At 62.9% G+C, this 18,682-nt stretch carries 17 protein-coding genes; 4 read left to right on the top strand and 13 right to left on the bottom strand.

Annotation, left to right across the window (positions count from 1 at the left end):
* Window positions 1–55: 55 nt before the first annotated feature.
* The 4 genes from E7V67_005830 to E7V67_005815 all read right to left on the bottom strand — a co-directional run bounded on the left by E7V67_005830 (window position 56) and on the right by E7V67_005815 (window position 3,418).
* Window positions 56–511: a heme-degrading domain-containing protein gene (locus E7V67_005830; protein WUR14624.1), complete on the bottom strand. Its 456-nt coding sequence runs from the start codon at window positions 509–511 to the stop codon at window positions 56–58.
* Window positions 512–524: 13 nt separating this feature from the next.
* On the bottom strand, window positions 525–1,583 hold the full coding sequence (locus E7V67_005825) for an oxidoreductase (protein WUR14623.1): 1,059 nt from the start codon (window positions 1,581–1,583) through the stop codon (window positions 525–527).
* A 181-nt stretch (window positions 1,584–1,764) separates the two neighbouring features.
* The gene (locus tag E7V67_005820; protein WUR14622.1) at window positions 1,765–2,091 is read right to left on the bottom strand and encodes a hypothetical protein; all 327 of its coding nucleotides are present in this window, start codon (window positions 2,089–2,091) and stop codon (window positions 1,765–1,767) included.
* A gap of 112 nt (window positions 2,092–2,203) precedes the next feature.
* Entirely contained in the window at window positions 2,204–3,418 is a 1,215-nt protein-coding gene (locus E7V67_005815; protein WUR14621.1) for an MFS transporter, read from the bottom strand.
* 96 nt (window positions 3,419–3,514) lie between these two features.
* Here E7V67_005815 and E7V67_005810 point away from each other — a divergent pair, with 96 nt between their 5' ends.
* Window positions 3,515–4,414 carry a LysR substrate-binding domain-containing protein gene (locus tag E7V67_005810; GenBank protein WUR14620.1) on the top strand — a complete coding sequence of 300 codons (900 nt, stop codon included), beginning with the start codon at window positions 3,515–3,517 and terminating at the stop codon, window positions 4,412–4,414.
* Between the two features lie 26 nt (window positions 4,415–4,440).
* On the opposite strand, the gene E7V67_005805 is transcribed toward E7V67_005810, so the two are convergent.
* The 9 genes from E7V67_005805 to E7V67_005765 all read right to left on the bottom strand — a co-directional run bounded on the left by E7V67_005805 (window position 4,441) and on the right by E7V67_005765 (window position 13,672).
* Window positions 4,441–5,061: a hypothetical protein gene (locus tag E7V67_005805; protein ID WUR14619.1), complete on the bottom strand. Its 621-nt coding sequence runs from the start codon at window positions 5,059–5,061 to the stop codon at window positions 4,441–4,443.
* A 205-nt stretch (window positions 5,062–5,266) separates the two neighbouring features.
* A complete protein-coding gene (locus E7V67_005800; protein WUR14618.1) occupies window positions 5,267–5,866 on the bottom strand; it encodes a hypothetical protein in 600 nt (199 codons plus the stop codon).
* Between the two features lie 94 nt (window positions 5,867–5,960).
* Window positions 5,961–7,553, bottom strand: coding sequence for a hypothetical protein (locus E7V67_005795; GenBank protein WUR14617.1), 1,593 nt, complete (start codon window positions 7,551–7,553; stop codon window positions 5,961–5,963).
* Window positions 7,550–10,276, bottom strand: a complete 2,727-nt coding sequence (locus E7V67_005790; GenBank protein WUR14616.1) for a type VI secretion system Vgr family protein — start codon at window positions 10,274–10,276, stop codon at window positions 7,550–7,552. The genes E7V67_005795 and E7V67_005790 overlap by 4 nt, the downstream gene beginning before the upstream one ends.
* A 284-nt stretch (window positions 10,277–10,560) precedes the next feature.
* Window positions 10,561–11,127, bottom strand: a complete 567-nt coding sequence (locus E7V67_005785) for a hypothetical protein (GenBank protein ID WUR14615.1) — start codon at window positions 11,125–11,127, stop codon at window positions 10,561–10,563.
* 75 nt (window positions 11,128–11,202) lie between these two features.
* Entirely contained in the window at window positions 11,203–12,075 is an 873-nt protein-coding gene (locus tag E7V67_005780; protein ID WUR14614.1) for a hypothetical protein, read from the bottom strand.
* Window positions 12,075–12,854 carry a hypothetical protein gene (locus tag E7V67_005775; protein ID WUR14613.1) on the bottom strand — a complete coding sequence of 260 codons (780 nt, stop codon included), beginning with the start codon at window positions 12,852–12,854 and terminating at the stop codon, window positions 12,075–12,077. The genes E7V67_005780 and E7V67_005775 overlap by 1 nt, the downstream gene beginning before the upstream one ends.
* A complete protein-coding gene (locus E7V67_005770; protein WUR14612.1) occupies window positions 12,847–13,356 on the bottom strand; it encodes a hypothetical protein in 510 nt (169 codons plus the stop codon). The genes E7V67_005775 and E7V67_005770 overlap by 8 nt, the downstream gene beginning before the upstream one ends.
* A gap of 22 nt (window positions 13,357–13,378) precedes the next feature.
* Window positions 13,379–13,672, bottom strand: a complete 294-nt coding sequence (locus E7V67_005765; protein ID WUR14611.1) for a J domain-containing protein — start codon at window positions 13,670–13,672, stop codon at window positions 13,379–13,381.
* A 166-nt stretch (window positions 13,673–13,838) separates the two neighbouring features.
* On the opposite strand from E7V67_005765, the gene E7V67_005760 reads away from it, so the two are divergent.
* The 3 genes from E7V67_005760 to E7V67_005750 all read left to right on the top strand — a co-directional run bounded on the left by E7V67_005760 (window position 13,839) and on the right by E7V67_005750 (window position 18,681).
* A complete protein-coding gene (locus E7V67_005760) occupies window positions 13,839–15,602 on the top strand; it encodes a glutamine--tRNA ligase/YqeY domain fusion protein (protein WUR14610.1) in 1,764 nt (587 codons plus the stop codon).
* A 404-nt stretch (window positions 15,603–16,006) separates the two neighbouring features.
* Window positions 16,007–17,833: a CHASE domain-containing protein gene (locus tag E7V67_005755; protein ID WUR14609.1), complete on the top strand. Its 1,827-nt coding sequence runs from the start codon at window positions 16,007–16,009 to the stop codon at window positions 17,831–17,833.
* Window positions 17,834–17,922: 89 nt separating this feature from the next.
* Window positions 17,923–18,681 (top strand): hypothetical protein, encoded by a 759-nt coding sequence (locus E7V67_005750; GenBank protein WUR14608.1) that lies wholly within the window; start codon window positions 17,923–17,925, stop codon window positions 18,679–18,681.
* Window position 18,682: the final 1 nt, after the last annotated feature.

The raw sequence follows: 18,682 nt of genomic DNA, 5'->3' as shown, positions 1-18,682 counted from the left end.
GTAACGGTCCGGTCCCGCTCCCGGCCGCTGGGCACGGGAGCGCGGGCTGCAACGCTTATCGCAGCGTTTCCAGGTATGCGCGCAAGACGCTCGTCACGAGCGCATGGTCTTCCTGTTGCGGCAGGCCGGAGACGGTGATCGTGCCGATCACGCCCGTGCCGCGGATCGTGAGCGGGAAAGCGCCGCCATGCGCGGCGAAGTCCGTAGTATCGAGGCCGCTGTCCGCCTCGAACGACTTGCCCTTGCTGCGGTAGCGCGTGCCCACGTGCCAGGAGCTGCGGCCGAAGCGCTGCACCACGTTGTTCTTGCGCCGTATCCAGTTGGCGTTGTCGGGCGACGTGCCGTCCATGGCGTGATGGAACAGCTGGTGGCCGTTGCGGGTAATGTCGACCGTAATGGCCTTGCCCAGCGCGCGGGCGCGCTCGACGAGCGCGATGCCAAGCCGCAGCGCGTCCGCGTTCGAGAACGCGGTGAATTGCAGTTGCTGTTCCTCGAGCTCGAGTTCCCTCAACAGGGCTAAATTCTCATCCTGCACCGTGTTCCCCTCCAGTGAAATCGATCGTCCTGCGTTCGTGGTGGCTGCGCAGTGCGAGCTCGATCACCCGCACCACCTGCACCGCATCTTCCGGCTGCACGGGCAACTGCACGCCTTCGGCGATGGCATGGTACATGCCGCGATAGAACGCCTCATAGGCACCCGGTATGGTTTCCACCGTGCTGCACGAGCCATCGGCCGCGAACACCGTACCCCAGTCGGCGGGAGCGTCGATGCCCCAGCCGGCATCGCCAGGCCGCGCGCCCAGCTTCAGCGCCGCTTCCTGCGGATCGATGCCGTGCTTGACGAAACTGCCGTTGGTGCCGTGGACCTGGTAGCGCGGACCAGGCGCGCGCACCAGCGCACCGGCATGCAGCATGGCCTTGGTGGCGCCGAAATCGAGCTGCAGCTCGAACGCGTCTTCCACCTGGGCGCCGTCGCGCTGCATCGACAGGTGCGCCGTGACCGAGCGCGGCATGCCGAAGAGTACCAGCGCCTGGTCGATCAGATGCGAGCCCAGGTCCCACAGCACGCCGGCGCCGGGCTGCGCCGCTTCCTTCCAGCGCGCTTTCACTTGCGGTGCATAGCGGTCGAAATGCGCGCGGTAGGTATGGACCGCACCCAGTTGGCCCGACTCGATCACATGGCGCAGCGTCAGGAAATCGCCGTCCCAGCGGCGATTCTGGAACACGCTCAGCTGTACGCCGCGCTGCCGCGCCAGGGCGACCAGCTCCTCGCCCTCGGCGGAAGAGAGCACGAACGGCTTGTCCACCACCACGTGCTTGCCGGCCAACAGGGCGGCCTTGGCCAACGCGTAATGACTGGCATTCGGCGTGCACACCACGACCAGCTCGATGGCAGGATCGTCCAGCATCGCTTGCGGGGTATCGTCCAGCTGTACTCCGGGGTAGGCATCCAGCGTCTCCGGCCGCGCGCTGCGGCTGGCGATGCGGGCCAGCCGCAATCCAGGCACAGCTGCTATCACCGGCGCGTGAAACGTGGCGCCGCCCAGGCCATAGCCTACGAGTCCTACTGAATACTGCTGCATCGTACGCTTCCTCGCTTTCGCTCGTACAGGCCCGGCAACGCAGCCTGCAAATTATCCGAATGTCGTCAGGGACCGCGGCATGCTACCGAGCCGCGGCCACCGGACCGTCAATATAGCAGTTGGCGCCGGTAAGAGACGCGCACCGGCTGTCGTGCCAGCTCGGCGCCCGGTCGCCTGCCCGTCAATGCAAGCGCTGCTTGAAATCGACCAGCTCGTTATGCATGTGGTTGACCGCCGACTTCATCTGGCCCGACAGCGGCAGCCCGCTGCTGCACACGCGCCGCGCACGCGCGCCCAGCACTTCCATGTCCTCGATCAGCTTGACGATGCGGCGCGGATCGCGCAACGCCAGGATCTCGCTGATGCGATCGGACTGGCGGTCCAGCTTCTGGATATAGTCGCGCAGCTCTCCAGGCAGGCAGCGCTCGGCGGACAAGGCCTGGGCCGCATGGCCGACGGCCAGCTGCAGACTGCTGAGACGATTGCGGATTTCCTGTTCCGGCAACATGGCTTCCTCCTCTGTCTGATGTGGCACCTCTTGTGCCGATGAACATTGGAGCGGTCCCGCTGGCGATGGTTGCGTCAGCCCGGCCGTCGTTTGCGCTCGCTCAAACGGCCTGTCAACTGGCCGGCGCCAGCGCCTGCGCCGGCTCGAGGGGCGCCAGGCAGCGCAGCCGCCGCGCGATCAGCAAGGCGCAGCCCAGCAGTGCGCCCAGCAAGGCGACGACACCGTTCCAGCCGCCCCACGCCCACAGGATGCCCGCCAGCCAGCCGACCACGCTGGAGCCCAGGTAATAGAAGAACAGGTACAGCGCCGAGGCCAGCGCCTGCGGCGGCCGCGCGCGCCGGCCCACCCAGCTGCTGGTGATCGAGTGCGAGGCGAAAAAGCCGAACGTGTAGAGCGCCATGCCGGCTACGATGACGATCAGCGAGCCGGACAACGTCAACACCAGCCCGGCCGCCATGACGGACATGACCAGCCACAGCACGCCGCGCCGCCCCAGCCGGTCGGCCAGCTTGCCGGCCCAGACGGAGCTGAAAATGCCCAGCAGGTAGAGGAAGGAGATGGCGCCGACGACGCCCTGGCGCAGCCCGAACGGCGCGCCCAGCAGCCGGAAACCGATGAAGTTGTAGGCGCTGACGAAGCAGCCCATCAACAGAAAGGCCAGCGCGAACAGCCACGGCAGGCCGGCGTCACCGAAATGCTGGCGCAGCCCGCCCGCCAGGCCGCGCAGGCCGCCGACACCGGGCCGGAAATGTCGCGATGCGGGCAGGCTGCGCCAGAATTCAGCCGCTGCCAGCACGCCCGTCACGCCGATGACGGCCATCGCCACCCGCCACGACAGGAAATCGGACAACGTCGACGCGAACAGCCGCCCGAACATGCCGCCGAACGCACTGCCGCTGATATACAGGCCCATCGACAATCCCAGCGACGCCGGCTCGATCTCCTCGCCGAGATACGCCATCGCGATCGCGGGCATGCCGCCCAGCGCCAGCCCCAGCAATGCACGCAGCGCCAGCAGCTGGCCGTAGCCGTCGGCAAAGGCGCAGGCCAGCGTCATCAGCGCGGCCACCGCCATCGCGGCAACCATGATGGGCTTGCGCCCGAAGCGGTCGGAAATGACCGACGACACCAGCAGCGACAGCGCCAGTGCCCCGGTCGAAATGGACAGCGACAGGCTGCTTTGCGCCGGCGTCAGCGCGAACTCGTGCGCCAAGAGCGGCATCAGCGGCTGCACGCAGTACAGCAGGGCGAAGCAGGAAAAGCCGCCGAAGAACATGGCGCGGTTGCTGCGTTTGAAGTCGGGCGTGCCGACGGCGATGCGGGACATGGCGAAACCTCGTGAGACAGTGGAGCCATGTTAGGTTGGCGTTTCCCTACAGTCCAATATATATTTGAAGCGTCATTAATACTTCAAAGCGATAACATGGAGCTGCGTCACCTGCGTTATTTCGTCGCCGTCGCCGAAGAGCTGAGCTTCACGCGCGCGGCCGAGCGGCTGCACATCGGCCAGCCGCCGCTAAGCCAGCAGATCCAGGCACTGGAAGCCGAAGTGGGCGCCCGCCTGCTCGAGCGCAGCAAGCGCTGGGTCCGGCTGACGGAAGCGGGCAAGCTGTTCCTGGCCGACGCGCGCCGCATGCTGGCACTGGCCGAGCAGTCGAAGGAAACGGCCCGGCGCGCGGCCCGCGGCGAAGCGGGCGAGCTGCGCGTCGGCTTCACGTTCTCGACGCCGTTCACGCCGCTGTTCGCGACCGTCATCCGCCAGTACCGCCAGCAATTCCCCGGCGTCGCGCTGACCTTGCATGAAATGGCCACGTTACCGCAACTGGCGGCCCTGGAGGCGCGCGAACTGGACCTGGGTTTCGTCCGTGCCGTCTCGGTGGCGGTGCCGGATACGATCCGGCTGACCACCCTGCAGCACGTACCTCTGCGCCTGGTGCTGCCGGCCGACTCGCCGCTCGCGGCGCAGGACACGGTGGCCATCAAGGACCTGGAAGGCCTGCCGTTCGTGATGTACCCGAAGAACGCGGGCACGGGCATCTACCCGCAGATCTTCCGGCTGTGCCGCGCGGCCGGCTTCGTGCCGCAGATCGCGATGGAGGCTGGCGAGGCATCCACCATCATCGGCCTGGTGGCGGCAGGCATCGGCATCTCGGTGCTGCCCAGCTCGTTCGACCGGATCAGGATGGAGGGGGTCGTCTACCGGCCTTTGGAAGACCCTGCGGCCACCACCACGATGATGCTGGCGCAGCGGGTCGAGGATGGGAATCCGCGGGTGGAGGCGTTTGTGGGGTTGGCGGAGGCGGCGGCGCGGGGGCTGCGGTGAGGTGGCGCTGGGAAGTGCCAGCCGTTTCAGATAATCCAGTTCACGCTATCGTCGCGGCAATCGAACAACTCGTCTAGAGTCCGAAACGCTTTTTCCTTCTCGACTAGATCGTCACTGTGGAGCCCCCGATATATCGTCCTATACACTTTGCGACCTACGGAATCCTCGGTAACACCATAGCATGCGAGAAGTTTGTTTACGGCGTGGATACGCGGCAGCCGCTCCTCTTCCGTAACGATCATCGCTTGAAGAGCAAATTTCAACTCGGTTGTCAGGTAGGCATCTGGGACAAAATACGCTGCTTCTTCCCTGACACGACTGTCAGAACCCGTCATAGCCTTGACAAAAACATCGATCAGCGCTTTGTCTGGCTGTAAGCAGTACAAGTTCCAGGCTGCTGCAATTTGTCCGGACTGCGTAAGCGTGCCAGCCCTCAGCAGTGCTTTTACAGGTTCAACCGCCCTCGAGGCGTCCGCCACGAAAAGGCCGTGTATGGATTCAGCACCCCCGCTGCCCCGGGCCCGCTCCATCAAGAAGTCGAACGCTCGCGCCCTCTCCTGAAGTGACATCGCGCTGAAATGGCATTCGTTCAGACCATCCAGGCGCTCCTTATTGCACTGCTTAAAGAACCCATAGAAATCGGCCATATTATCGCCACCCCGAGCATTCAGCTCATTGTCTGTTGGCATGGCACAACCCCATTCCTCGCCGTTCGCATTAAACCCTCACCCAGGGATGGCGATGTCATATCACTTTTTTTTGGAAATCACAACCTTCCAAAGCAAAACCAAATCAATTTCATAAAGCCATTCAACGTTGCAGTGACGCTTACTCTCTCAGGCTAGCGTATTGCTACCTCTGAGCGAGGGCTTTTGCTTTCGCAAGAGCGCGTTCCTTTTTTTCAATCTCATTACTCAACAAATCATTGAACAGATCTATATATTCGTCCTTATCAATCGTATGAACACTAAGATCGAAGCATTGCAGGAGCTTAGTTGCGGCCTGAATAAGTAATCGTCTATCCGTTTCAGTTCTGACCATTCCTTGCAAACCGTTTAGCACATTTGGCTCAACAGTGGCCGGCACATAACGAGCACCAAGTTCACGCAGCTCTCTTTCCGGACTGGACATTGCGTTGATGAAAATTGGAAGTAGGTCCATATTCACACCAGCAGCAGCCATGTGCCCAGCAACAACAATCTCTGCAATGTTGCCGAGCTGCTTTGCATTCAAAAGCACAGCCATATCCTTCATCGCTTTGCCGGAGTCCGCCATAAAAATACCATTCACATCTTCCTCGACACCACCAGACACGACGCGTGCGAAGAGAAAGTCGTATGCCCTTTTCCGCTCATCTTGGGCCATCCCATCGAAGTAGGCTGAAGTAAGGCCGTCTAGTCGCTCCTTATTATGCATCGAAAAAAAATCCAAAAACTTCTGATATGTATTCATAATTATTTCCTATAGAACAATAGTTCCTCGACCTCGTCTTTTCCTAGCGTGGTAAGCGAAGAATCCGGGTGTGCCACATGAATGTCTATTTCACCTATGAGCCCATTCCTTCTACGGCTGACAAGTTCACCTTTTTCAAAATTGTACCAAACAGTGTAGTCCGCGCGTAACTTATCGGCTGTCTGAACAACGTTACCTTGCCTATTGCAGATTGAGCATAATTGGTCGATATCCCTTGCCACAACTCGCTAGCAAATGGTCTCGATCCATCCTTCTGGTTCCATGGGTAGTCGACATTAATTTCCTCCCAGCCGTCTACAATACGTCCTCCTGGGGTCGTCTCTAACGTTACCCCTCCGATCTTCTCCGCGAACACCCTTGCCGCGTCGGGTTTTCCTGTCTCTTTGGCCAAATTTGCAGTGCCCGACCAAAAGACTGCCCCATCCTTAGGCGACGACACATCCAGCCTCTTTACGACCTCATCCCATGTTTCATTTGAATTTTTTTTAGGAAAATATGGCCTAAGTATATCTTGCGCCAAACCTATTTTTTTGTCGCGCAGCTCTATATTTCCGGCTCTCTCAGCCTCCAGCGCCTCATTCGACAACTGAGTAATGCGCGCTTTATCCGCCGCCGCCACCGCATCGACCACCGCTTGCGTTTTCGTGTTCGCTCCCTGCTCCTGCCGTTCGGGTGGCTCGGGTTTGTTCTTTAGCGGCTCAGCAGGAGGTTTCGGTTTCTCAGCAGCTTTTGTTCCTGGTATCGACTGTGACTTCGACGGCGAGCTGCCGCTGCTAGGCGTGGCCTTCTGTTCCCCGTGCGCTACGACATTATCGGCCACACTCGCGAACACATTCCCCGGCGTATCCCTAACCCGCTGCTTGGCCGGCACAGCCACCGCGGTTTTGTCAGCCTGAACGCCCGCGGCCACCGTATGCGCCTCCTTGGGGCCTGTCTGCGCAATCACCATCGCCAGCCGGGCATCCAGCTCAGCCAGCGCTCTCGGAATCTGCCTGAGCGCATCCCGCTGCAAATCGTAGAACTTTTTCTCCCAAGCGGCCAGTTGGGCGATCGTCGCCTTGACGGCGTCGAAGTAGCGCAGGCTTTCCAGGTGCAGGCGGAGCGACTTGACGATCTCGAGCAGCTTGCCGCTCATTGCATTCAATGCCTGCAGCAAGGCCTGTTCATATTTTGCGAACTTCACTGCGCGGACGAACTTGAGGACGTCGCCCTTCATGAACTTCTGCAGAAACTCCACCACCTCGACCAGCTTGGAAGCTTCCTTGATCAGCAGAAGCATCATTGCGCGCAGCGCCGCACCCAGCTCGGAACCCGCGATGCCGCCGACGATCGCGCCGACACCGGCCGCGGCTGCGCCGCCCGCGGCCATCGCGACCGGCAGCGCGATCACGATCAGGCAAGCGCTCAACAGCACCCATTCCATCAGCTCTTCACGCTTCTCGGGATGGTTGGCAAGGCGCAGAATCACCGCGACGGCGTCGCGCGCGCTGGTGACGATGACGACGCCTGGAAAAAAGCTCAGCAGCATGTCGGCAATCAGCACCGACATCGGCCGATGGTCCGCGAACTCGCCGATGAACACCGACTTTAGCCAATGTAGGCCGCCGACGACCTCGCTCCAGGCATCCTCGACGATGTTGTGGTGATCCGGTGGCCGCTGCGTCATGCCTGCCCCTTCCCGCTCGCCGCACCCGCCGCCCAGTTGAGCAGCTCGTGGACGTCGGCATCGAGCTCCGTGCTGACAGTCGAGATGACCTGCAGCGGGCGATAGTCGTACTCGATCTTGGCGCCGACTCCCGGCGGCACACCGCTGATGCGGGCGATGCCGGCCGCGTCGAGGATCCCTTTGCGAATGCTGCCGTCGCTCAGGATGGCCTTGTACGCCGCGCCAGCCAGCGGCTCGCCCCAGTCCGTCAGGTGTCGGAATTCCAGGTCCGTCTTCTCCAGTTCCGGCTTTGCAATATGCGGCATTACGGATTGCTGCGTGGCCGGTCCCGGCATCGAATGCTTCGCAGCGTGCGACGTCCATGTGCCGGAGGTGCCGCTGGTGATCCCGGAACCGTTGATCTTCACGAACGAGCCGCCAGCGGAAATCAGCACCTCTTCCTGGGCATGGATCTCGACACGTGCGGTGGTCGACAGCAGACGCACCACCTTTTCCGCGATCAGGTCCAGGTCGTTGCCTTGCGCCTGTACCTCGACTTTCCCCTTGGCCGAGAACAGCTTGATACCAGCGTTGTGGGCGAACATGCTGATCTTCTCGGCGACGCTGGCGAGCAGGCTCTTGCCGGCGGCGATATTGGTGTCCTGCCCCGACGACACGGTCACCTCCGCGCCCGCGTGCACATGCGTGCCCTTGGTACTGACGAGGCCGATACCGGCCTGGGAACCGGCCAGCAGCGCCGGTTCCTTGAAGCGGTTCGCGCCGCCCTGCCCCTGGCCGTCGTAACGATCCTGCGTGGCCTCGATAAAGTCGTTGAGCGCGCCCTGCCCGGCCAGCACCTCGGCACCGGCCTTGGAGGCGGTATCGGACAGCGTTTTCGTCAACGTGGCACCGGCCTTGAGCTGGCTGGTCGCTTCGTTGGCAGCCAACTGCACTCCCTGCGCTCCCGGGCGGCCAAACGTACCGAGGTATAGGCCTTTCGGCGCGACGACCGCTCCCGAATCGTCGGTGCTGAGCGCAAAGCCCATACCGAAAAAGCCGTTGCGCTGATTGCCGTTCTGGCTCACCAAATAGCCGAGATTGAGCTGCGCGTTGGCGCTGGTGCTGTACAGATGAATACGGTTCTGCCCGGTCGTGTCGTCCATGACCAGCTGGTTGAAGCCCGCACCCTTGTACTCTTTCGACTTGTAGCCGGACAGCAGGCCATTGGTGTGCCACTGCGGCACCTGCTCTTCGTTGTACAGGCGCCCCGTGATCACGGGACGGTCAGCATCGCCATTCAGAAAGGTGACGATCACTTCCTGGCGAATACGCGGCACGTTGAGCGCGCCCCAGCCCTGCCCGGCGTTGGGATAGCTGACGCGCACCCAACACGACGAACGCTCGTCGTCCTGGCCCTGCCGGTCCCACCGGAACTGGACTTTCACGCGGTTGAGCTGATCGGTGTGTACCTCCTCGCTTGCAGGCCCGACCACGACCGCGGTCTGCGGATGCAGCGTGGGCTTGGCGTGCTCGAAGGCGCTGCGATAGGGCACATTGCGGCGCTGTACTTCGACGCGGTTGAAACAGTGCCCGTTGCCGGCTGACTCTTGCCCGGACGTGTCGATACCGAAGGCGGCAAGATCGGATTGCAGACTGCCGGGAAAGCGCTGTGCGCCGCTCGAGAATGGCAAGTTGTTCTCGATGCTCCATTCGATCGCGATCACCGCAAATTCGCGGTCGTCGTCAGGGTCATACGCGTGGGCAGGGTGATCTTCGAGCGTGAACCAGCCCCCAACCCGCAGCGACCGGACGCCGGAAACGGCGAAGTATCGCTTCAGGCCCGATTCGATCTGCTCGATACGCAGCCGCGCCTGCTTGTCGCCCTGCTCGTGCTTCGAGTAAGTGTAGGCGCCGGTGTATTCGTACACCTCCAGTTGCCCTGGCAACTGGCCATGCTCGGGACGCACGATCGTATTCGTCTGCTTCGGAGAAAAGGTGGCCTTGTAGTCATCGGTCCGCGCCGAATACTGCGTGGACCCCAGGCTTCGTACCGCGCTCCAGTGCACAATCCTGTTCAGTTCATCGCGCGTCCCGGCACGATGGAATCGGATCGGTTCCTGCGCGATCGCCTTGAGTTGGTTGAGGTTGTCGGTAACGACCAGCACATGTCCTGCGCCATCTTCCCGCTGCTCGTGATAGCTGTACCAGCCCTCCTCCTCCATCAAACGCTGCGTGAAATGCCAGTCGGTCTCGTATTGCGTGCAGTAGGAGCGCCGGGTTGCCGGGTCGCGGATGTCGAAGCGGTAATTGCCCTGCGCTTGCGGGTAACTATTGAAGACGTCGCACAGGATGTCGTCCGCCGTCTTGTCCTGCCATATCCGCGCGTCTTTGCGGAACTTGAGGAAGTGCAGCCAGGGTGACAAGGACAACTGGCAAAACGTACTCTGGCCATCGCTGCCAAGCCGCGTCATGCGATGCACGTAGCCGTGCACGGGAAAGTAACTCCGATCGTCCCGCCGTAGCCACAGCGTCACGGGCTGGGCGATGAGCCGTTTTAGTTCGATATCGCCTTCGACCGACAGGCAATCGACGATGAACTCATAAGCACTGCTGAACCGTTCCTGCCCTGCGACACGCAACGGTAATAGCACGTCGTCGCCGAGGGGCGTATCCAGCTTCAGCAAGCGATCATGCTGGCTGGCGGCAACAAGGACGGAGGCTGATGAATGGATCGGACTGGTCATGCGGCGACTCCCTCGCATATCGAGTGCATGACTGAACGCAAGCAAATCGCGCTGTGCAGCCCGCCCATTGACGAGTGTCGAACCTACGAGCAGGCGACGTTGCTTTGCTTCAGTTACAGGCCCACAGGATACGGTTGAGTCATCGGCCGTTCTTTGACGTGCCTAAAGCTCCCTGCAGATGATGGCGACAGGCAACAACAATCGAGCGGAGCGGAATCCGCACGTGGAGGCATTAGAGGGATTGGCTGAGGGACGGCGAAGGAAATCGCCGCCAGCTGATGCCGTCAGTTGACGGAAGGATGATGCGGTTTCAGGTCGATCCAGTCCTGCATCGCTCGGGCCTCCCGCGCCCGCGCTTCGAAGTCGCCGCACTGGATCGGGTTGAGACGGATCGTAAAGCTCTGCAATGGATCATTCACCCCGCCCACATGGGTCCACAAGCGCCGGATGTGCAGCGCCGTGCCGTTCAGTGTCGCGTGCACCAGATCGACGTGGAGCGACCCATCGTCGCGGAAAGCGAACCTTCCGCCCGGCGATCGCGCGAAGCTGTCGAGCCATTCGCTCCGCTGCTCGGGCGTATGGGGAAACAGGATCAAGGTCAGGTGCGACCTGACTTCCTTCATGTGCCGCCAGATCAGGTTACACCAATGGTGAACGCGCTCGTCACCGGTATCGCGCAACTCTTTGGAGTTGACAGCATAGCCCAGGCGCAGGGCCTCGGCATAGAAGGCCGAGGCCGTCGTGGCGGCCTGCATCCGCGTCAGGTAGCCGATCGGGCAGACATCGTTAAGCCCTCGCGTCAGCCGCATCAGCTCGGACAGGACGTCGTAGATGGGTGGGTGGCTAATCATGTTGAGATCGAAAACCCGGGACAGTTCCCTGTTTCGAGGAAAGATTGCCTCAAGACAGGGGTCCGTCCCGGGTTGTCAGTCGTAGTCGGCTTCCAGCTCCGAGCCCGCATAGTTCTCCAGCTCGGCAAACAGCGTCTTCATCGCCGTCCGCCCCGGAATATGCTGCAGCACCGTGCAGGTGCGGCGGTACAGGTCGATGCGGTGCAGTAGCACCGGGTGGTGCTGCGCCGGTACCGCGGCCACCAGCGCGGCCCAGCCTTCTTCGTAGTCGGGCTTGTTCTTGCGCACCGACTTGACGAAGCGCTCGAACTCCTTCTGGCCCGTGCGCGCGACGATGCGGCCACCGCCCTCCACCGCGAAGATGATCGCCAGCGCGATCACGCCTTCGGCGTTCAGGTCCGTGTCCGTCACGGGACCCTCGCTGTTGTGGCGGCGCAGCCAGTTGGCCAGGCGCACCACCGCCTGCACCTCCTGGCGCTGCTTCAGCTGCTGCTGGTAGCGCGCCGGGCCGTCCCAGTTCTGGTTCGGGTCGATTAGGCAGAGGTCGAAGAAGATGTCGCGCAGGCGGCGCTGGGCGTAGACCGGGTCCTGGTCGTATTCGCCCACCAGCGTATCCTCCGGCAGCGCGGCCAGTTCGCGCAGCAGGCGGAAGCCCACCTGGAACGCGGCTTCGGCGCCGTTGTCGACCAGGTAGTCCAGCGCCTGTTCGTCGCTGTCCAGGGTCAGCTCCTTTTCCAGGCCCAGCGAGACGCCGCCGACCGTCAGGTTGACGGCCTTCTGGATGCCTTCGGACGTGCGGTTGTTGGTGAACTTTTCCGCCACCATGGCCGTGATGCCGGACAGCTCGTCGGCCAGCACGACGGCGGCGTCCGGGCGCGTGTCGCCGACCAGGAGCTTGATCGCGCGCGTCAGCCGCGGCAGGTTTTCCCCTACGAGTGCCGGCAGCATCAGTTGAAGATCCCCGTGCCCATGCTGCGCCGGCCGGTGCGGCCGCTGGCGTTGCGGGTGCTCGGCACCTGCTTGCGCATGCGGTACAGCAGCTCCTTGGTGGAGCGCTGCAGGAAGGCCGGTTCCTCGTCCGGATCGTCGGAGAACTCGGCGTCGGCCAGGTCGGCGCTGTGGCGGAATTCCGGGAACAGCTCGAACAGGGCGCGGTCCCAGCCATCCTCGCTGGCCTTGGCCAGCGCCACGGCCAGCGGCGCGATGTCGTTGTCGGACGAGGTCTGCGCCGTGATGTACTGGCCCTTCGAGATGATCTCGCCGGCCAGCTCCAGCACTTCCTTCGGCGCCAGCGAGAACACCGTGGCGAAGGCCGTGCAGCCCCAGTCGGTGGCCGATGCTTCCTGCAGCAGTTCGTTGCGACGCTCCTCGTCGTCGGTGGCGAACACCACACCGTGGATGTGTGCGAACAGCGACTCGGCGATGCGCTCGGGATCGTCCTCGATCATGTCTTCGTTCCACGTCGCGGCGATGTAGGCCAGGCTTTCGGCCCAGGCCTTGGGCGGCACCAGCAAGGTCGCCAGCGACATCTTGCCGCCGTCGAAGCCGGCCATGTGCAGCGCCGTCACGTGCGGCGGGATCGTCTCCAAGACTTCCGCCACCGCCAGGTCGCCATGCTGCTCGGCCGCCTCGGCGAACGCCTGCTCGGCGTGGCTCAGCGAACCCGCCAGCACCAGCTCCGTCACCTGCTTGCTGATGGCGGGGAGGTTTTTATCGTTGTCAGCCATTCTGCTCTCCTTCCTGATCGAACATCTGGGCGAAATCGTCGCTCACCATGTTGTCGTCTTCCTCATCGTCACCCTCGTCGCCCTCGGCCAGCTGGTCGAGCGACATGTCGTCGTCGTCCCACAGGCGCGGGTGCTTGTGCAGGAACGCGGCGATGATTGCCTGGCGTGCCAGGTCGGGATGGTTCTCTTCCAGCGCGGCCAGCATCTGCGCCGGCTTGCCCGCCGGGCAGCTGGCGGCGCCGAACACGCGGGCCGGGTCGCCGTACTCGAAGTCGCCGGCATCGGCCAGGATCGCCTTCGGATCGTGGAACTCGATCACGTCGACCAGCGCGAACGCCATCATGTTCAGGTCCTCGATGCCGCCGCCGCTGGCGTATTCGTCCATCAGCGCGTCCAGCATCTTCTGGTAGTTCTTGCGGTCGGGCGGATCGCCCAGGATGCCTTCGATCTGGGCGGCCAGTTCGCGCGACTGGTAGGCGAACTCGGGGTGTACTTTTCTCATTGCGAACTTTCTCTGATTGCTGTTACTCGGCCGGCAGGGTCACGCCGTGCAGCCCGAACACGGAGCGCCACAGCTGGTAAGCCTCGCTTTCCGGGTCGATGATGATGCGGTGGTTCAGGCTCTGGTTGTATTCCTCGCGCTTGACCGGGTCGGACAGCACCTCGTAGGCCTTGGCGATGGCCTGGAAGCGCGCGGCGGCGCCCGGCTCCGGATTGCGGTCCGGGTGGAAGCGCATGGCCAGCGAACGGTAGACCTTCCTGATGTCCTCTTCCGAGGCGTTGGGCGCGACACCGAGCACGTTGTACAAATTGTCCATAAATCTCCTGGGTCGTCTTGGTGCGGGAACGCACGCTGCGCATGAACGGGTGCGCGCGCTCCGGGCGAAGGACGAATTATCCTATATAAATGCGCGCGCCGTCCCGACGCCTGGGCGCGCGTACGGTAAAATGGGCCCTATTCGACTCTAATTTCTGCCTTTTTTCATGAGCAACGACAAAACTGCCGCTACCGCCGCTCCCGCACCGAATTTTCTGCGCAACATCGTCGAACAGGACCTGGCCACCGGCGCGCACCAGCGCGACGGCCTGCCCTCCGTCATCACCCGCTTCCCGCCGGAGCCGAACGGCTACCTGCACATCGGCCACGCGAAATCGATCTGCCTGAATTTCGGCCTGGCGCGCGACTACGGCGGCCGCTGCCACCTGCGCTTCGACGACACCAACCCGGCCAAGGAAGAACAGGAATACGTCGACTCGATCATCGACAGCGTCAAATGGCTGGGCTTCGACTGGGAGCACAAGGGCCCGGTCGGCGCCGGCACCCACCTGTATTACGCCAGCGATTACTTCGACCAGCTGTACGAGATGGCCGAGTACCTGATCAAGGCCGGCTACGCGTATGTCGACAGCCAGAGCGCCGACGAGATGGCGGCCAACCGCGGCAATTTCAATACGCCGGGCACCAACTCGCCGTTCCGCAACCGCCCCGCCGAGGAATCGCTGCAGCTGTTCCGCGACATGAAGGCCGGCAAGTACAAGGATGGCGAACACATCCTGCGCGCCAAGATCAGCGAGGACGCGATGGCGTCCCCCAACATGAACCTGCGCGACCCGGCCATCTACCGCATCCGCCACGCGCACCACCACCGCACCGGCGACCAGTGGTGCATCTACCCGATGTACGACTACACGCACCCAATCTCGGACGCGCTGGAAAACATCACCCATTCGATCTGCACGCTGGAATTCCAGGACCACCGCCCGTTCTACGACTGGCTGCTGGCCACCCTGTCGGCCGGCGGCTTCTTCCAGCAGCCGGTGCCGAAACAGTACGAATTCGCGCGCCTGAACCTGACCTATATTGTCACCTCCAAGCGCAAGCTGCGCCAGATGGTGGAAGAAGGCATCGTCGACGGCTGGGACGACCCGCGCCTGCCGACCCTGGTGGGCATGCGCCGCCGCGGCTTCACGCCGGAAGGCATTCAGCTGATGGCCGAGCGCACCGGCGTGACCAAGTCGGACGGCTGGATCGACTACGGCGTGCTGGAAGGCGCCGTGCGCGAGGACCTCGATCCGAAAGCGCCGCGCGCGATCGCCGTGCTGCGCCCGCTGAAGCTGATCGTCGACAACTTCGATGCCAACGACAGCGTCGAGTGCAGCTCGCCCGTGCACCCGCACCACCCGGAGCTGGGCAACCGCAGCTTCCCGTTCACCCGCGAGCTGTGGATCGAGGAAGAGGACTTCATGGAAGTGCCGAGCAAGGGTTACTTCCGCTTCTATCCGCCGATCGACGGCCAGCCGGGCGCGCGCGTGCGCTTGAAATATGGTTTCGTGGCCGAATGCACGGGCTACGACAAGGATGAAAACGGCAAGGTTACGGCCGTGCACGTCAACTACTTCCCGGACAGCAAGTCCGGCACGGAAGGCGCCAACAACTACAAGGTCAAGGGCACCATCACCTGGGTCAGCGCGGCCGCCGCGCTGGAAGCGGAAGTGCGCCTGTACGACCGCCTGTTCACCGACGCGCAGCCGGACTCCGGCGGCAAGGACTTCAAGCAGTTCCTCAACCCGCACTCGAAGGAAGTCGTCACGGCCTACCTGGAACCGAGCCTGAAGGACGCTCAAGCGGAGCAGCGCTTCCAGTTCGAACGGCACGGTTATTTCGTCGCCGATCGCGTCGATTCGCAGCCGGGTAAACCCGTGTTCAATCGCATTGTCACGCTGAAAGACAGCTGGGCCGCAAAATAAAGCATATTCATATGCGAATAAAAAACCGCCACCCCGGCGGTTTTTTTTCGCCTTTGTACAGGACAATTACGTCTCCAGGATTATCTCGCCCGCGTAAAGATTTTCATTTCGCTTTACGGCGGCTGAAGAACAGGTCCCCCGAGAACCCGCTGGGCTCGTGTATGGCAACGCCCTTTCACCTGCGGAAACTATCAGCTGACATACTTCTCAGCTGGTTACGTTAGGAATTTTCTGATAGCAGCGTGCAATTTGGTCGAATAGCCGAGCAATTAACGTGCCGCGATTATGTATCAGTTACCAGATTTGAATAACTTAAGGTTCTTTTCGATGGAAAGGTACTTGACGAACTAATCCGTTAGTTCATATATTTAAGACAGCACATTTCACCCCGGGCTTTTTCGACCATGCATGCACTATTTCGCCCCATCGGCCATGCGCTCCCGGCAAATCCGCAATGGTGGCCGGGAATTCTGCTGTCGCTGGGTGCCGGCGCGCTGTTCTTCGGCGCGGCGGCCCGCTCGATCGAGACCGATGCCCGCCAACGCTTCAGCAACCACGCACGCACGGCCCAGTTCAGTATCGCCTCGCGCATCAAGACCTATTCGGACGTGCTGCGGGCCGCGGCCAGCTTCTTCCAGGCCAACGACTACACACCGCGCGACAGCTTCCAGCGCTTCGTGCGCGGCCTCGACCTGCAGCACAATTTCCCCGCGATCGACAATATCAACTTCGCCCAGTTCGTGCGCGACGCGGAACGCGACGGCTTCGAGCGCGCCATGCGCGACGACGATGCCAGGCTGGAAGGCTATCCGGACTTCGTCATCCGGCCCGCCTCGCGGCGGCCCACGTACGAAATCCTGACCTTGCTGGAGCCGATCGCCGGCTTCGGCGAGAAATACGGCAACGACATCACGGCCAAGCCCCATGTGGCCACCGTGCTGGCGCACTCGCGCGACACGGGCGAGATCGCCTCGTCCGGCCGGCCCATCGGCATCCTGGCCCGGCCCACCGGCGCCGACCTGGGCATGCGCCTGCCCGTCTACCGGCGCGACATGCCGATCGACACCGTGCTCCAGCGCCGTGCCGCGTACATGGGCTCGGTGGGGCTGGGCTTTTCCGTGCCGCGCCTGCTGCAGGGCGCGCTGGACGAGATGCCGGTGCCGAACGTGCGGCTGCAGCTGTACGACGTGGGCCGCCGGGGAGCGGACGGGACCACGACCCTGGGTGACAGCCGCCTGCTGCTGTTCGACAGCGTGGACACGGGCCGGGTCGACGCGCCCACGGAAACCTTCCAGCACATGCTGCCGATCGACTTCAACGGCCGCATCTGGACGGCCTACTTCAGCGCGCCCAAGACCGCGCTGTATTCGCGCCTGGATGCCTACCTGCCGTGGCTGGCCGGACTGGCGGGCTCGGTCAGCTGCCTGCTGCTGTACGCGCTGTTCCATACGCTGGCGTCGTCGCGCAAGCGCGCGCTGAAGATCGCCCACGCGATGACGCGCGAGCTGCGCGACAGCCAGGCCAAGCTGCAGCTGTCGCACCAGCGCCTGCGCCGGCTGGCGGCGCATGCGGACCAGATCAAGGAAGAGGAGCGCAAGCGCATCGCGCGCGAAATCCACGACGACCTGGGCCAGAACCTGCTGGCGCTGCGCATCGAGGCCGACATCCTGGCCACCCGCACGGCCAAGCGCCACCCTTACCTGCACGCGCGCGCCAAGTACACGCTGAACCAGATCGACAACACGATCCGCAGCGTGCGCCACATCATCAACGACCTGCGCCCGAACGTGCTGGACCTGGGCCTGAACGCCGCCGTCGAGTGGCAGGTGGCCCAGTTCCGCAAGCGCTCCGGCATCGCCTGCGAACTGATCGAGCACGGCGGCGACGTCGACATCGACGACCGCTGCGCCACCGCATTCTTCCGCGTGCTGCAGGAATCGCTCAGCAATATCTGCCAGCATGCGCGCGCCACCCAGGTCAAGGTGGAGCTGCACCAGCAGCAGGGCTTGCTGCAGATGAGTATTACCGACAACGGCGTGGGCCTGCAGGCGGCCAGCCGCAACAAGAGCGGCTCCTTCGGCCTGGTCGGCATCGAGGAGCGCATCAACCTGCTGGGCGGCACCTGCGCCATCAGCAGCGTGCCGGATGGCGGCACGACCATTACCGTTTCCGTCGCAGTTTCTTACAAAGGAGCACTGATGCCGTTTATCGGACAATTCGCTGAACATTAGGAGTTTTCCCGCAAGCGTTGCGCCATATCAAGTGAATTGCTGGAGGGTCTGTGACAATCCTTCAGCCTCAACCACGAAAGGAAACAACCATGGATGCAAGCGATCTCAAGGCTATTGCCGAGTTGGACCTGGAACCCATCAAAGTCAAGCTGATGCATGCGGAGTCGGGCGAAGGCTGGACGCTGGAACGGGCCAATGCCGTCGAGTTCGAATACCGTCGCTTCCTCTACCTGATGAAGAAATTTCCCAACGAGCAAACGGCGCCCTTGCAGGACGTGGACACATTCTGGCATTACCACATCCTGGACACGCTGAAGTACGCGACGGACTGCCAGCGCGTGTTCGGCTACTTCCTGCACCATTTCCCTTACATCGGCCTGCGTGGCGAGGCGGACGAGCAAGCCCATGAACGCGTCGGCGCGCGCATGAAGGAACTGTACGAGGACACGTTCGGCGAGCCGTATGGGCGCAGCACCGTCGCGTTCTCCGGCGCGCCCGTCAAGGATGCGGCACGCGCGGCGTTCTCCGGCGCTCCGGTGCGGGAAGCGCGCGCCGCGTTCTCCGGCGCCCCCGTGCGCGATGGCGCGCAACTGGCGTTTTCCGGTGCGCCGGTGCGCAGTGAGGCCCAGGTGGCATTCTCGGGCGCGCCGGTGCGCAGTGAAGCCCAGGTGGCATTCTCGGGCGCGCCGGTGCGTACGGCCTTCTCGGGCGCCCCCGTGCGTAACGCCGAAAGTGCGCAGGTGGCGTTCTCGGGCGCCCCCGTCCGCACGGCGTTTTCCGGCAGCCCGACCCACGTCCCGGCGCAGTTCTACGCCGAGCGGCCAAGCCTGGCCTCCAGCGCCGCCTGAC

The organism is [Empedobacter] haloabium (assembly GCA_008011715.2).
In the GTDB taxonomy this organism is placed as follows: Bacteria; Pseudomonadota; Gammaproteobacteria; order Burkholderiales; family Burkholderiaceae_D; genus Rugamonas; species Rugamonas haloabia.
The sequence above is the reverse complement of the archived record's forward strand: the minus strand, read 5'-3'. Positions and strand labels throughout refer to the sequence as shown.